Origin of the sequence: Duganella guangzhouensis, from assembly GCF_009674535.1 — a bacterium.
Classification (GTDB): domain Bacteria; phylum Pseudomonadota; class Gammaproteobacteria; order Burkholderiales; family Burkholderiaceae_D; genus Rugamonas; species Rugamonas guangzhouensis.
On record NZ_WKJK01000011.1, the window covers coordinates 252288 to 267103 of the forward strand.

Genomic DNA, 14816 nt, shown 5'->3' on the forward strand with positions numbered 1-14816 from the left:
CCTGCTCAGTGCCGAGGCATCACGAGATTTGAGAAAGATTGGGTTCGAACGAGCGAGGCAAGGATGCCGATTTCATTTGCGGCTTTGCGAGGCTCTGTTCGATCATCCACAATGATCAGCGGGGAGTAAGTGTCGGCGAATGGTCCATTCAACACATCTCCAACCTTGCGCATTGCTCCTCCTGTCGCTTGCGGACTGGGGGGGATAACGTCGATGACATCGTGTCCGTGCTCAAAGTCAAAAATGTGATCAACCATCGATGCTCCGCGCACGTGCACGCGTCGCTTGACTTTGACAGACGGATCGCGTGCCAAGATATAAGGTTCAGCTTCTGCGATGAGATCGTGCGCCACCGGCGAATCACTCATCTGCTCTCTCGCCCATTGCGCTACTGCTAAAAGTGCAGTGATACTTCGGGCGAAATTCCATGCCGAATTTTTGTTTTGAGTGAGTAGTTTGAAATCTCCTTCATCCCCTAAAGTGACGCCGTGTGGTTTGACCAGGTCGCGTAGGGCGCGTGCTTTTGAGTGGTGATTAAGGTCCAAACCTAGCGCACTCAGGTGCGCAAATGTGTCGCCATTATCGCTGATCGTCAAATGGTCATCGCCAGCCTGAATAATGTAAAGAGTGATTGCTGCATCATCGGGCAGGCTGAAAGGAGTGCCAATCCGCAGTCCAAGCTCGCCTCGCATGCCACGTACGTGCTTGCAGTCGTATCGGGTAAGCGTCTGCGCCCATTCGCAGTTCAGCATGGTTGCTCCAGATCGAAAGGATCAATATTCGTTCGCGACAGAAACCAATCAACAAGACCCTGCCAATTTCCACAGTCTACGCCAATCTCGCGAACAGGGTGAACTTCCCCATTGGGCATGTGCTCGTGTGGGCCATAGATTGCCGCTATGCCATTGTGGCTGAGCTTGTCTTGAGGACAGACCTCAAGCTGATAAGCCCGATGACGTCTAAGCCCTATGCGCTGAAAGATCGATAAAATGATGAGGCAGTCATCGACAATGGTTGGAATGCGTAGCTCAATCTGCAACGTCATTCCAGGGATTGCAACTCCGCTGTCGTCAAACAATATCGCAGTTGCAACTAGCAACCCGCGATGGTTATCTTTTGGATGAAAACCTGACCAGTTTTTTGCGGTTTTCTTGTATTGCAGGAGCTGTGCCACCTTGTCTGCGTCAAAGTGCATTTGCATGTCTGCCTACCGGGTTTATTTTTTACCAAGTCTAGCTGAAGCAGATATGTCAGTCGACACGAAACTTGCTTGGCGTGTCAAATTAACCAAAACGTCAACCTGTTGTGTTCGATACTGGCGGCGCAAGTGCTACCCGGATACCGCCTGACAGATATAGCCGGTCAGGAGTGCAGCTTCCCAATCCAGGCGCCCTCGCGACTTCGCCAGTGCCGCCATGTCGCGATTGTTGTATGGGACGGCCAGCAAACTCGATTGCCATTGCCCCTGGTGCTGCTCCACGATGGCATAGCGCGCGTCCGGCGAGCCGGATGCGATGGTGTGAGGATAGGGATAGTCGTCCATGTAGGCGGGTTGCCCGATGCTGCCGGGATTGACAATCAATTGTCCGCGCGTGGAGCGCACGCTGCGCGCCACATGCGAGTGGCCACATGCAATCAGCGTCGCCGCGACGTCACCCAGGCGGCTCTCGATTTCCTCCTGTGTGGCCGCCAAGTCGGCATTTTGCAGCAGGCACGTCACGTCGCTGGTCGGCGTGCCGTGGCATGCCAGTACCTCGGACGTGATCTGTTTGGCTGGCAGCAGGCTTGCAATCCATGTGAGTTCCCTGGACGTCAACTGACTGTGGGCAAAGGTGTCGGCCATGCCGGAGCCCGCATGCAGTTCGAGAATTTGGCGCTCATGGTTGCCCGCCAAATGTAGCCAATCACTGGCCATCAGGAATTGCGCGGTTTCCAGCGGCAGCAGCGGTCCGGACAAGCTGTCGCCGAGATTGACCACGATATCGGCCCCGCGCCGCTTGATGTCGGCCGCAACCGCTTCGAGCGCCGGCAGGTTGCCGTGGATGTCAGATACGAAGGCGATACGCATCATGCCACCGTGGCCAACGCCGCCAGCACCTGCCTGGTATCGACGATGGTCGCGTATTCGCCCTGCAGGTTGGCCAGCGCCATGGCATGCACTTCGTCTGCGCTTCTTGGCGTACCGGCGTAGTCGACTTTGGCGAAGGCGAAAGTGGCGTCGGCCACTACCTCGGTGTCGAAGCCCAGATTGCCGGCGGTGCGGGCAGTTGCTTCGACCGAGTTATTGGTGCTGACGCCGACGATAACGAGTCGGGTGATATCGCGCACCCGCAGCCAGCGCTCCAGTCCCGTGTTGATGAAGGCATCCGGCACATTCTTTTCCAGCACATGGCTATTTGGCAGTGGTGCTAATTGTTCCTGGAATTCCGCCCCCGGTTGGCCGGGCCAGAACACCGAGCCTGGGGTTCGGGACATATGCCGTACATGGACCACAGGAGCGCCGGCTTTGCGCCATGCCTGGAGCAGTGCGGCGATATTCTGTTCCGCGTCCGGGTTGTTGCGCTGGCCTGCGGCCGCTGACGCCATGCCTTTTTGCATGTCGATAATGATCAGAGTGGGTATTGTTGGCTGCATGGCTAGGAATTAATGGATGGGTTGAACCGCCAGGCGTAAGCCCATGGCGCTCAAGACGGCGCGCAGTGTCTTCAGTGAAGGATTGCCTTTTTCTGATAAGGTGCGGTACATCGTGTTGGGATTGGCGTTGGCTTGGCGCGCAATTTCTTGTATGCCGCCAAATGCATTGCTTAGATAGCGAAGTGCGAGCATCAGATCCACTTCGTCCCCGGTCGCCAAAACATCATTCAGATATTCTGTCGCCAGCGCCGGGTCGTTGCGGAACATCTCGATGGTGGCTTCTTCATGAGAGCGATCTGTTCTTTGCATTTCGTATTCGCGACAAGGCGAAGGATGGTGACTTGGCCTGACGGTCTAGATAGTGATTGATCTGATATATGTTAGCTTATAAGCGAATATTCGCAAGCGGTACATGTATAAAGGATCGTCTCACTCAGCGCGTTTTGATTTGAGCTGGATCACTCAGCCACCACCACCCGCACCGTGGTTTCGAGGTAGTCCTTGAAGCCCATGTTCAGGTAGAGCTGGTGGGCGGGGTTGCTGCGCATGACGTGCAGGAAGGAGCGGTCGCCGCGTTGCTGGTGGCGGTGGAGCAGCTTGGCGATCAGGCGCTTGGCCAGGCCGCGTCCCTGGTAGTCGGGATGGGTGCAGACGCCGCTGATTTCGCATAGCCCCGGCGCGCGCAGGCGTTCGCCGGCCATGGCCATCAAGCGCTCGCCGTCGAAGTAGCCGAAGTAGTCGCCCAGTTCGATGGTGCGGATGCCGAACGGACCCGGCTTGCACAGCGTGGCCAGTTCCAGCGCGGCGGCGGCGTGGTGCGCTTGCAGCGGTAGCGCATCCGGCGCCGGATCGGCGGCGGGGGCCACGCCATCCCACAGCATGCGGTACATGGTGGTCTCGGCGTCGATGCGCCAGCCGGGCGGGGCGGCGCCGGTCCAGTTTTCGCAGTAGAAGTGTTCGCCCGGCGTGACCCACGGCGCCAGCGCGCCGAAGTCCGGCCGCGCCGGGTCGGCAAAGGCGATGATGGGCGAGAAGCCCTGGGTGTAGCGGCGTGCCTGGTCGGTGCCGTCCGAGTAGCGGCGGTGGGCGCCGTTCAGCGCGTGCCAGAAGATGTGGTCGAGTTGTGGCTTGCGTTCCATGCGTCTTGCCTTGTTCAGGGCCGGTGGTTATGCTGCTTGCAGTCTAACTAAAAACCGGGGGATCAGTGGAAACGCAAAAAGTCGCTATCATCGGTCTGGGCCGCATCGGCTCGGCTTTCCTGAGCAATATGCTGGCCCGCAGCGGGCGCGGGGTGGAGTTGGTCGCCGTGGCCGAAACCGGCGATACGCCGGGCCGCCAGCAGGCGGTGGCGGAAGGGCTGTTCATCACCTCGCTGGACGAGATTCTGGCCCTGGGCGATGGCATCGATATCCTGTTCGACCTGACCGGCATCCCGGCCATCCGCCGCGAGATCCGCGAGAAGCTGATGGCGCAGAGAAATCACCACACGGTGGTGGCCTCGGAGTCGATCGCCCGCCTGCTGTGGGTGATGACTACCGAGGATGAACTGCCGCTGATCGAAGGCCGCAGCACCGGTTACTAAGTTCCCTTACGGGCCGATCGCCAGGAAGCTCAGCACGCCATCGTCGGTGATGGCGGCGACGATCCAGCCATCGCCCGACAGTACCGCCTGGCGCGCCAGCAACTGCTGGCCGCTGGCGGCGATGCGGTACTGTGTCACCGCCGCGTAGGCGCTGCTGAACAGGTACAGGTCGCTGCTGCTGGACTTGGTGGTGCCGCCGCAGATGATGCGGCCATCGATCGCGACGTCAACATTGTTCGGCGCAATATCGCCCACACTCATATAGCTAAGGATGCCGAGGCTGGTGCCTTCCATCACCGTGCACGACTTCGGCGTCGACGCGGCGTAGAACACGCGCGTGCCATCGCTGTTGACCCACAGATCCTGGCCGGCGGTGCCGGGGCTGCTGTGGCTGGCCGCAGTCAGCTTGGCGGCGAACAGGGTGCCGCCGCTCAGCGCCGCATAGTCGACGCTGACGCTGGTGTGGTTGATGCTGGTGCCGCCCTCATCCTGCTGCACCACGCGCTTGCCGTCGGCGCTGGCGGCCAGCGAGCCGCCGGTGGTCAGCGGCAGGTTGCTCAGGCGCGCGAAGCTGCTGGTCAGATAGGTCTGACCATCGCTCAGCAACAGCATGCCGACGCCGTTCGGGCGTATCACTTTCAGGCGCGTGGCCTTGGTGCCGGCCGTCGCCAGCGTCAGCTGCGAACTGATCGCCAGCGTGCTGAGGTTGATGGTGGTGACGCGCGCGTTGTCGATGTCCAGCACGTACAGCGTGTCGCCATTCGGCGAGACCGCCATGTCGCCCAGGTGGGACGAGAAGCCGGTGATGCTGGTGACCTTGGCGCCGGTGTACACATTGTAGACGTCGACGTAGGCGCTGCCGTTGTGCGCGTATGCATACGGCCGCGCCGGGTCGGTGACGACATTGGTGTACGGCAGGTTGGCCGTGATGATGCCGGCCGTGGTCGGCGTGGTCGAGCCATTCCACAGCGCCACGCGGATGGTTTCCGGCGCCGTCACGTCGCTGTCGGATGGCGTGATGGTGATGGTGGCGGTGTTCAGCGTATCGGTGCTGAGCTGGCTCGGGTCGGCGGTCAGGATCAGCTTGTCGCTGCTGACGCCCACCACCAGCCACGACTGGTTGCTGGTGGCGCTCATGCCGCCGAAGCTGCCATAGTTGTCGGTCACGCTGATGGTGCGCGTCAGGCGCGACCACGACGGCGTGTTGACGAAGGCCACGGCGGTTTCAGCCGGCAGCAGCTTGTGCAGATCCTTGTTGACGGTGAACAGCACCGAGCTCTTGACGGTGTCGCCATTGACCACCGCCGACGCGGTCGCCAGGGTCGAGCTGATGCCGGTGCTGGCGCTGGCCGACAGCGCCTTGACGGTGAGGCTGCTGCCAGCCGCGTTGACGGTGCCGGCACTGGCGCTGACGCTGGCCCAGGCCGGCAAGCCGGTCAGCGACCATGGCCAGCTGTTGGTGCTGGTGTTCAAGGTCAGGCCCAGCGTCTGGCTGCTGCTGAAATCGCGGCCATAGGTGCCGCCCAGCGTGATGGTGCTGAGCGACGGCGACAGCGTGGCGGCGGTCAGGTTCAGCGTCACCGGCAGCGTGCGCGCGGTCAGGCCGCTCGGCGTCAGCGTGATGTTGCCGGTGTAGCTGCCGGCCGCCAGCGTGCCGATGGTCGGATCGACGGTCAGCACGGTGGTGGCCGGCGTGGTGCCGCTGGTCGGCGACACGCCCAGCCAGGCCGCGCTGCTGCTGGCGGTGTAGCTGGTGGCGTTCTTGGTGTCGGTGTCGATGCTGATCACCTGAGTGGCGATCGGCGCGCCGTTGATGGCGTTGAAGGTCACGCTATTGCTGCCGAGGACCAGGCCGGGCGGCAGCACGGTCAGCGACACCGGCAGCGTGACGGTGTTGTTGTCGACCGTGGTGACGCTGAGATTGGTGGTGTAGGTGCCGGCGGCCAGGCCGGTCAGGTCATAGCTGATGGTGAGGCTGCCGTCGCCGGTGCCGCTGCTCGCGCTCAGCTTGAGCCAGGCGGCACCGCCGTTGCTGGCGGTCCAGCTGCGGCCGGTGGTGGTGATGGCCACGGTGGTGCTGGCCGGCGTGCTGACGCCGCTCTGGCCGGTCACGGTCAGCGAGGCGGCCGGCACCACGGTGAACACGCCGCTGCCGGCGGTCAGCACGGTGAAGTTGTACGGCAGCGTGACCGGCGAGCCGGGGAACTGGCTGGCGCAGTTGCTGTCGCGGCACAGCCGCACGCTGAAGTTGCCGGTGTAGCTGCCGGCGGCCAAGGTCGGCACGGTTTGCAGCACCACGTGGTACTGGCTATCGCTGTCGCGCACCACCGACGAGCTGGACAGCAGCACGCTGTTGCTGTCGACCACGCTCGGGTAGACGGTGGACCCGCTGAGGTCGCTTGGGCGGGCGACGGCGGCGATCACATTGGTGGTCAGCGTGGCGCCGGCCACCACGGTGCCGGTGGCGGTAGCCGGGGTGAAGGTGAGGGCGGGGCTGGCGACCGGGGTGGTGGTGCCACCACCGCTGTTGCTGCTGCTTCCGCCGCCCCCTCCGCCGCAGCCGGACAACAGGGCAGCGATAAAGAAGGGAACGGCGTACGCGGGCCTGAATCTCAGCATGACGGAATCCTTTGGTAAGTGCGGCTTAATTTACTTGCAATTGTTGCGCGAACGCAACTAAGTGTCAAGAAGCACCGTTGTCAGCATACCATCGCCGCCTGCGCCGTCCCGCAGGCGACCCGTCCAGTGTGGTTATTTGGTGCGCGTCTGGGCCTCGTAGGCGCGCAGGCGGTCCAGTTTGGCGGCGTACAGGTCGTGATCGCCGCGCGTGGTGCTGTTCTGCATCGCCAGCGCCATGTGGGCGTCGGCCGCGCGCAGATTACCCAGCTGGTAGTTGGCCATCGCCAGCCAGAAGTGGAATTCATGGTAGTCCGGCACCCGGTCCAGCTCGCGCTCGAACAGTTCACGCGCGCGTTTGTAATCGCCGGCCTGCATCGCTTCGCGGCCCTGGTTGAAGAAGTAGAACGGTGGATACGGCTCCAGCCGCGCCAGCTGGACCCGCAGCACGGCCGCCTCGTCGCTCTTGTGCACCGCTTCCAGCGTGGTGATCAGGTTGGACAGGTAGATGGTGTTGTTGGGCAGTTGCTGGTGGGCGTAGCGCAGCGCTTGTTCGGCGGCGTCCTGGTCGCCGTGGTGCTGGTAGATCACGCCCAGCGTGTTGTAGATGTTGGTGAAGGTGGGATCGGCTTCGGCACCCTGGCGCGCGGCCCAGTAGGCGTCGTCGATCTTGCCGGCCGCCAGCAGCTCGGCGGCGCGGTTGTTGAGGAACATGGCCAGCACGGTTTGCTCTTCCAGCGGTTTGGCATTTTCGCGCGCCTTGGGCGGGATCGGGATGAAGTCCACCGTCAGCGCGGCGTTCTGGTCGAGGTTGTAGCTGGTATAGCCGGCGGTGTCGGCGCGCGGCCGGCCCAGCGCCAGGTTGACGTGGTTGCTGGCGAAATAGAGGTTGCCGGCGCGGCTCCACACTTCGTCTACTTCGATCTGCTGGAATACCACCGGCAGATTCAGTTCACGCGCCAGCGCGGCGGTCATGATGGCCAGCGACAGGCAGTTGCCGGCGCGCGACTCGAAGGTGTCGCTGGCGTTGCGGGTGATGGCGGCGTCGTATTCCAGCTGCAGCTTGTCGCGCCGGTACAGCGCGTCGAATAGCAGTCGGCGCACGTCCTTGCCGGTGGAGGGCTTGCCGATTTCGTGGCGCACATATTCGCGCATGCGCGGCGTGGCGGCGAATATGCGGCTGGTGTCGATCGGCGCGCTGGTCGGCTGGAAATACTGGTCGTGGAATAATTGCTGCGCCGGCGCGGTGCGCGCGACGCGCTCGCTGGCGCAACCGCTGAGGATGGCGGTGGCGCACAGGAGCAGGGCCCATGCTTTCATGATTTGTCTCCCTTTGCTGCGGAGCACAAAGCCTGCGCCGCACCAGGCCGCGGAATCTGCGTCCCGCGTCCGGGAAAGTATCCTCGGCTAGTGGAGGACTGTCAAACGAGAAATCGCTTTCAGGAAAGAGGGTCTTCGGACACGCTGATGTCGCTCAGGCCGATGCTGGACAGCGCATCGGCCAAGTCATCCAGCGCCACCGCCAAATCGGCCGCTGGATCAAGCGGCAGGGCGGCACTGGCCAGCACGCTGGCGCCGGCCGACAGCTGGATGTGCAGCTGCGGTTCCAGTTCGTCGTCGGATGGCGCGATCAGCACTTGCAGGCTGGCTGGATCATGGCCGTCGATGGCCTGGTTCAGTTCGGACAGCAGGCCCAGCATCGCGTATTCGGCCTGGCCCTGGGCGCGCGCGCCGAAGAACAGATCCTGATACTGGAAGTTGAGCGACAGCGCGGCATCGGCGCCACGGGCGCGGCCCAGGCAGCGCGCCACCAGCGGCGCGCAGGTTTCGGTCCACTGCTGATAGGCCTCGGCGCGTTTGGCGAAATAGGCGTCGGCGGCTTTCTCGCCGGCCGGCACTTTGTAGAAGGCATCGTCGGCGCGCTTCAGCGCAAAGCCGAGCAGGAAGCGCAGTTCGACCGCGCTGTCGTCGACGCCAAAACTGGTGGCCGACCAGCCGTGGCGCAGGCTGCGCTCCAGCGCTGGCGCGGCGGCGATTTTCTTGTCGGTCAGCGATTGCGCTGCTTCGCGCAGCATGGCGTGCAGCTGGCCGTAGCTGATGCGTTCGACTTCACCGAGGTCGTAGGCGTGGCTGACCAGCACCACCTTGGCGTGCTTGCTCTCCAGCCCGGCTTCGGTGAAGCTGGCCAGCAGGGCATCGTAGGCGTCGCCGTCCTGGAAGTCGGCGGCCGGGTCGAGCCCGCCCTGGCTGCGGACGAATACCGGAATCGCGAAAGCGTCGATTTCGAGGTCGGCGCCATTCTCGCGGCGCAGGATCAGATTAGCCGCACCCTCATCGGCGGCGTTGCGCAGATAGCGGTAGCCTTCCAGCGACTCATCACGCGCCAGTTCGATGGCACCGTACAGCACCTCGTCCTTGCCTTGCGTCAGCAGGCGGCGCAGCAGGCGCTCGAACTCGATGTGTTTTTGCGCCAGCTCGGCGCGGGTGCTGGCGGCCACGATGTCGGTGCCGGCCGATTCGTCGGCCAGCTCCAGCGCCAGCGCGCACAGTTCGTTGGTTTGTTGTTCGTCTTTGGCTTCGGGGGTGTTGACGGGTTTGCGCGGTGGTGGGCGCTTATTTTTGGGCATGCTTATCGTTCGGTATGGAAGGTTTCGTTCAGCTCGTCGAGCAGGTCTTCGGTTTCATCCTCGGTCAGGCCGAGGTGGCGGCAGGCGCTGTCGCCGCCCTTGTCCCATTCGCAGGACATGTTGCGGCCATGCAGGCGCTGGATGCCTTTTTCGGCCAGCAGCGACAGTGCCACCAGCGAGCGGATGGCGTCGTCGGTGGACGGGTCTTCCAGCACGCGGTAATCGTGGTGCAGCAGGATGGCCCACGACACGTCCGGCGACAAGCCCCAGTTGCGCGCCAGCAGGCAGCCGATGGCGGCGTGGTTGGTCTGGTAGCGCGCGTCTTCGATGTCGGTGAACACGCGCTGGCTATCGTTGCAGGCCTGGTCGTAGGTGTCGGCGTAGTCGGTGAAGCGGTTCATCAGCAGCGGCACGCCGATGTCGCAGAACAGGCCGAAGGTGTGGGCGATGTCGGGCGGGGCGATGCGCAGCTTGCGCGAGGTGAACACCAGCGCCTGGGCGCGTCGCGCCGAGATTTCCCAGAATGCGTTGAGGTCGGCTTCCTTGCCCTCGATCGCCTGGCGTGCCAGCAGCCCGGTCAGCAGTGCCGCGCACTGGTTGATGCCGAGGAAGTTGATCGCCTGTTCGACCGATTTGGCCTTGCGGGCGGCGCCAAAGAATGGCGAGTTGGCCAGCTTCAGCAGCGCGCCCGACATGCCGACGTCGTTGGCGATGATGCGGGCGATCTGGCGCGGCGACGGATCTTGCTTGGCCAGTTCGCGCTGCAGGTCGACGAGCAGGCTGGGCCGTGGCGGAATCCGGATGGAACGCAACAGCGCGTCTTCCACCGCGTTTTCGGTTGGCAAAGCTTGGGCAGCAACTGTCGTCATTATGATATTCGGGGATAAAGGCAGCACGCGGCGGGGTGCCGCAGGACGCGTTATTGGTACTATAAACCAGCGCGCCCGCGTTTGCCGAACATGCTGACCCTCGATTATCGCCGCAAGTGGGGTTGCTTTGCGTAAATTTGTGGCGATTTTCTGTCTATTACGCCGTATTTTGTCACGTATTGCGGCGATTCGATGATAGTTTGCTACTAATCGTGTGGCCATCCGGTCCAGATTGGCAGATACAATAGATGCATGATTACGACTCTGGCCGGTATCGATTTCAGCGCGCCCGCGCAGGTGGTGGCGCCGCAACTGATCGGTGTGACCCTGCTGGTCAACGGCGTCGGCGGCCGCATCGTCGAGGTGGAGGCATATGACCGCGACGAGCCGGCCTCGCATTGCTACATCGGCCAGACGCCGCGCAATTTTTCGATGTTCGGGCCGCCGGGGCGCAGTTATGTGTATCGATCGCATGGCTTGCACTGGTGTTTGAATTTCGTCTGCCGCGAGGAAGGCCATGGCGCCGGCGTGCTGATCCGGGCACTGGAACCGTTGCCAGACGAGGAAGGGCTGGCGCGGATGCGCGCGCGCCGTGGACTGGATGAGGCGCGCTTGCTGTGTTCCGGGCCGGGTCGGCTGTGCCAGGCGCTGGACGTGACGCGCGGGTTCAACAATCTGTCGCTGGCCGAGCCGCCGTTCACGCTGCTGGCGCGCGAGGCGGTGCCGCCGGTCTCAGCCGGCCCGCGCATCGGCATTTCGAAGGCGATGGAGCTGCCGTGGCGCTTCGTCGAAACCGGCTCGCGCTTTTTGAGCAAGCCCATGCGCGCTGTCGCCGGCTGAGCGCTCCAGCTGGAACACCGCCACCGCCTGCGACAGTTGCGCGGCCTGGTCCTGCAGGCTGGCGGCCGCTGCTGCGGCTTGCTCCACCAGCGCGGCGTTCTGCTGCGTCACATCATCCATCTGACCCACCGCTTGATTGACTTCGGCGATGCCCTGCGCCTGCTCGGCGCTGGCGTTGCTGATGCGGGCGATGATGTCGTTGACCTGTTGTACGGCGGCCACGATGCCGTCCATGCGGGCGCCGGCCTGCGCCACCGAGGCGCTGCCGCTGTCGATGGTGGTAACCGAGGTCGCGATCAAGGTCTTGATCTCCTCGGCCGCCACCACCGCGAAGCCGCGCCCCTGTTCGCCGGCGCGCGCCGCTTCCACGGCGGCGTTCAGCGCCAGGATGTTGGTCTGGAACGAGATGCTGTCGATCACGGCGATGATGTCGACGATCTGGCGCGAGCTGGCACGGATCGCATCCATGGTGTGCACCGCCTGCTGCATGGCGGTGCCGCCGTGCTGCGCCAGTTCGCTGGCGCCGGCCGCCAACTGGCAGGCTTCGCGCGCGTTGGCGGCGTTGGCCTGCACTGCCTGGGTCAGGCTGTCCATGGCGCTGGCGGTCTGCTCCAGCGAGCTGGCCTGCATTTCGGTGCGGGTCGACAGATCCAGATTGCCGCTGGCGATTTCGCGCGCGGCGAGGTCGATGGCGCGCACCGCGCCCTGCACCGTGCCAAGCGTTTGGCTGAGCTGCGACATCGACTGGTCCAGCATGCGCGCGGTGTCGGCGATTTCATCGCGGCCCCGGTTGCCGCGACCGGCGGCCAGACGACCGGCAGCCAGCGCCACCACCACTTCGGCAATCGCGCGGATGTCGCGCAGCATGGCGCCGCGCACCGCCATGGTCACGCCCAGCGACAGCGCGATCGACAGCAACACCATGATGCTCATGCTGGTGTTGAGGGTGTGGAAGTCGGCCTTGGCTTGGGCATGCGCTTGTTCGCTGAGCTGTTTTTCCAGCGCCGACAATTGGGCCAGCTGGTCGTTCAGCAGCAGGAACTGTTTTTCCGCGCGCGCCATGGCGTTGGTGGCGATGCTCTGATCCATCTGCGCCATCTCCATGGTTTCCAGCACCGCCTTGCGGTAGGCCGTCAGCGCTTGCAGCGACTGGGCGACGATGCGGCGCTCGGCGTCGTCGCTTCCGGCCGCCGCGTCCAGCTGGCGCAACTGGTCGTCGATGCCGGCGTGGCGGGTCTTGATCTGCTGGCTCAGCGCGTCCAGCCGGTTTTGCGCGAAGCTGCCGTTGACCCAGGCCAGCAACTGGTAGATGTGGGCGTGGGCGTAGCGCGCTTCGCCGCTGACGTCGGCGGCGGTCTTGAGGCGGGCGGCGCGCACCTGCACCAGATTTTCCAGCGAGGCGTTCTGGCGCACCATGCCGACGTAGGCCGCGCCGGCGGTGGCGATCAGCAGCACCAGCACCAGGCCGGGCGCCAGTAGCAGTTTCGGGCCTATGCGCAGTCTGTTCAGCATGGCGGCCTCGCGTCATTTCTTGTAGATGCCGGCTTCCAGCACGACGTCGCCGACGCGCAGGATGTAGGTGGTCTTGGGCTCGATCTTGCCGCTGACCGGGTTTTTGTACTGGTAGTCGACCCAGCCGTGGCCTTTTTTTGCGGCCAGTTCGATGATCTCGCGGCGGTATTTCTTGCCACTGGCATCGGGGATGTCGGTCAGGTCTTTGCCGACGATGGAGGGGTTGACCGGGTGCGCCAGCACGATGCCGGTTTTGATGTCGCGCACGTCGACGTATAGCGCGCCTTGCAGGAAGTCCGGATCTTTGGCGATGATTTTCTTGAGGAAGGCGTCCTGGCCGTTGGCCTTGATAAAGGCGGCGCCTTTTTCGGCCATGGCGATGGCGTCTTTTTCGTTGGGCTCGGCGGCCAGCGCTGGCAATGCGAGGAAGGCGGCGGCGATGAGGGGCAGGGTTTTCATGGGCAGCTCCTGTGGGTGGATGGCCAATGAACTCTACGCTGGCAAGAATTTCCGGAATTGCGCTGGCGCAAGACCTGGAATATTTCCATGGGTCAGTTGAGGCACGGCAATTTGAAAGGCGGTGCGCGGCCTAGCATGGAGTTTTCCGACCACACACAGGAACCCCGCGATGGATACGCCCAAATTCAAACCGTTTATACGTCAGACTATTTCGCACTCGCGCCAGTGGGAGTGGATCCCGCCGGATTTGCAGGAAGCGGTGCAGGTGGTGTCGCATGTGCTGCCGTTCCGCACCAATGAGTATGTGCTGGACCAGCTGATCGACTGGAACAATATCCCCGACGATCCGATTTACCGGCTGGTGTTCCCGCACCGCGACATGCTGGCGCCGGACGACTATGCGCGGCTGCGCGATCTGGTGCTGGGCAAGGCTGACCAGCCGGCGTTGGCGGAGCTGGTGCGGCGCATTCGTCTGCGCATGAATCCACATCCGGCCGGGCAGATGACGCACAACGTGCCGCGCGTGAACGATGCGCCGTTGAAGGGTTTGCAGCATAAGTACAAGGAGACGGTGTTGTTTTTCCCGAGTTCGGGGCAGACCTGTCATGCGTATTGCACCTTCTGCTTCCGCTGGCCGCAGTTTGTCGGCATGGAGGAGATGAAGTTCGATGCCAAGGAGTCGCACGAGCTGGCGTCGTATCTGCGCATGCATCCGGAGGTGACCGATGTGCTGATTACCGGCGGCGATCCGCTGATCATGAATACGCGTTCGCTGGAGGCGTATATCGAGCCGCTGCTGGCGCCGGAGCTGGCGCATATCCAGAACATCCGCATCGGCACCAAGTCGGTGGCGTATTGGCCGCAGCGGTTTGTGACGGATCGCGATGCGGATGATTTGCTGCGTCTTTTCGAGCGGGTGGTGCGGGCGGGGAAAAACATGGCGATCATGGGGCATTACAACCATGCGGTGGAGCTGCGGCAGGAGATCGCGCAGCAGGCGGTCAAGCGGATTGTTGGCACCGGCGCGACCTTGCGCATGCAGGGGCCGTTGATCCGGCATATCAATGAAGATCCGGCGTCGTGGGCGGAGCTGTGGCAGACCGGGGTGCGGCTGGGGGCGATTCCGTACTATATGTTCGTCGAGCGCGATACCGGGCCGCGCGAGTATTTTCAGCTGCCGCTGGCGCGTGCGCATGAGATTTTCCAGGCGGCGTATCAGATGGTGTCGGGTTTGTCGCGCACGGTGCGGGGGCCGTCGATGAGCGCTTTCCCCGGCAAGGTGGTGATCGATGGCGTGGCGCATATCGGCGGCGAGAAGGTGTTTGCGTTGCAGTTCCTGCAGGCGCGTAATGCGGATTGGGTGCGCAAGCCGTTCTATGCGAAATTTGATCCGCAGGCGACCTGGATGGATGAGCTGAAACCGGCGTTTGGCAAGGAGAAGTTCTTCTTCGAGGAGGAGGGCGGGGCGCGCAGCGAGTTCGGTGCCGAGCCGCCGGGCGCGCGCAAGGTGATCCCGCTGATGGCGGCGCGCGGCGAAAACGGTGGCGGTATCGGCGCGGGGGCCGGCGGCGCGACCGCCAACTGCGGCCCCGCCAACGCCAACGCCAACACCGACGACCGCGATTCGCACAGCGTCGCATAAGCACGAGGCGGCGACCATGCGCGACTCCTCTCCGC

15 protein-coding genes are annotated in these 14816 nt (G+C 63.4%); 3 read left to right on the top strand and 12 right to left on the bottom strand.

Features of this window, described 5'->3' with window-relative positions:
• Window positions 1-5: 5 nt before the first annotated feature.
• From GJ699_RS21420 to GJ699_RS21445, 6 genes are all read right to left on the bottom strand, one after another.
• Window positions 6-752, bottom strand: coding sequence for a DUF1828 domain-containing protein (locus GJ699_RS21420; RefSeq protein WP_154380054.1), 747 nt, complete (start codon window positions 750-752; stop codon window positions 6-8).
• Window positions 746-1201, bottom strand: a complete 456-nt coding sequence (locus GJ699_RS21425; RefSeq protein ID WP_154380056.1) for a hypothetical protein — start codon at window positions 1199-1201, stop codon at window positions 746-748. The genes GJ699_RS21420 and GJ699_RS21425 overlap by 7 nt, the downstream gene beginning before the upstream one ends.
• Window positions 1202-1330: 129 nt before the next feature.
• The gene (locus GJ699_RS21430) at window positions 1331-2068 is read right to left on the bottom strand and encodes a metallophosphoesterase family protein (protein ID WP_154380128.1); all 738 of its coding nucleotides are present in this window, start codon (window positions 2066-2068) and stop codon (window positions 1331-1333) included.
• Window positions 2068-2634, bottom strand: coding sequence for a cysteine hydrolase family protein (locus GJ699_RS21435; protein ID WP_154380058.1), 567 nt, complete (start codon window positions 2632-2634; stop codon window positions 2068-2070). Before GJ699_RS21435 ends, GJ699_RS21430 begins: the two co-directional genes overlap by 1 nt.
• 9 nt (window positions 2635-2643) lie before the next feature.
• Window positions 2644-2943, bottom strand: coding sequence for a helix-turn-helix domain-containing transcriptional regulator (locus GJ699_RS21440; RefSeq protein WP_154380060.1), 300 nt, complete (start codon window positions 2941-2943; stop codon window positions 2644-2646).
• A 149-nt stretch (window positions 2944-3092) separates the two neighbouring features.
• Entirely contained in the window at window positions 3093-3773 is a 681-nt protein-coding gene (locus tag GJ699_RS21445) for a GNAT family N-acetyltransferase (RefSeq protein ID WP_154380062.1), read from the bottom strand.
• A 65-nt stretch (window positions 3774-3838) separates the two neighbouring features.
• Here GJ699_RS21445 and GJ699_RS21450 point away from each other — a divergent pair, with 65 nt between their 5' ends.
• On the top strand, window positions 3839-4216 hold the full coding sequence (locus GJ699_RS21450) for a Gfo/Idh/MocA family oxidoreductase (RefSeq protein ID WP_371867618.1): 378 nt from the start codon (window positions 3839-3841) through the stop codon (window positions 4214-4216).
• Between the two features lie 6 nt (window positions 4217-4222).
• Here GJ699_RS21450 and GJ699_RS21455 read toward each other — a convergent pair whose 3' ends face one another.
• The 4 genes from GJ699_RS21455 to GJ699_RS21470 form a co-directional block, all read right to left on the bottom strand.
• A complete protein-coding gene (locus GJ699_RS21455; protein ID WP_154380064.1) occupies window positions 4223-6835 on the bottom strand; it encodes a quinoprotein amine dehydrogenase in 2613 nt (870 codons plus the stop codon).
• A 132-nt stretch (window positions 6836-6967) separates the two neighbouring features.
• Window positions 6968-8152, bottom strand: coding sequence for a tetratricopeptide repeat protein (locus GJ699_RS21460; RefSeq protein WP_154380066.1), 1185 nt, complete (start codon window positions 8150-8152; stop codon window positions 6968-6970).
• Window positions 8153-8271: 119 nt separating this feature from the next.
• Entirely contained in the window at window positions 8272-9459 is a 1188-nt protein-coding gene (locus GJ699_RS21465; RefSeq protein ID WP_154380068.1) for a hypothetical protein, read from the bottom strand.
• Window positions 9460-9461: 2 nt separating this feature from the next.
• Complete coding sequence (locus tag GJ699_RS21470; RefSeq protein ID WP_154380070.1) at window positions 9462-10328, bottom strand: HDOD domain-containing protein; 867 nt, start codon at window positions 10326-10328, stop codon at window positions 9462-9464.
• A 252-nt stretch (window positions 10329-10580) separates the two neighbouring features.
• Between GJ699_RS21470 and GJ699_RS21475 the strand changes: the two genes are divergently transcribed.
• Window positions 10581-11168, top strand: a complete 588-nt coding sequence (locus GJ699_RS21475) for a DNA-3-methyladenine glycosylase (RefSeq protein WP_154380072.1) — start codon at window positions 10581-10583, stop codon at window positions 11166-11168.
• Here GJ699_RS21475 and GJ699_RS21480 read toward each other — a convergent pair.
• Window positions 11061-12680: a methyl-accepting chemotaxis protein gene (locus tag GJ699_RS21480; protein WP_154380074.1), complete on the bottom strand. Its 1620-nt coding sequence runs from the start codon at window positions 12678-12680 to the stop codon at window positions 11061-11063. The two genes, GJ699_RS21475 and GJ699_RS21480, sit on opposite strands and share 108 nt — an antisense overlap.
• A gap of 12 nt (window positions 12681-12692) precedes the next feature.
• On the bottom strand, window positions 12693-13139 hold the full coding sequence (locus GJ699_RS21485; protein WP_154380077.1) for a cache domain-containing protein: 447 nt from the start codon (window positions 13137-13139) through the stop codon (window positions 12693-12695).
• A 169-nt stretch (window positions 13140-13308) separates the two neighbouring features.
• Between GJ699_RS21485 and GJ699_RS21490 the strand changes: the two genes are divergently transcribed.
• Window positions 13309-14781, top strand: coding sequence for a KamA family radical SAM protein (locus GJ699_RS21490; protein ID WP_154380079.1), 1473 nt, complete (start codon window positions 13309-13311; stop codon window positions 14779-14781).
• Window positions 14782-14816: the final 35 nt, after the last annotated feature.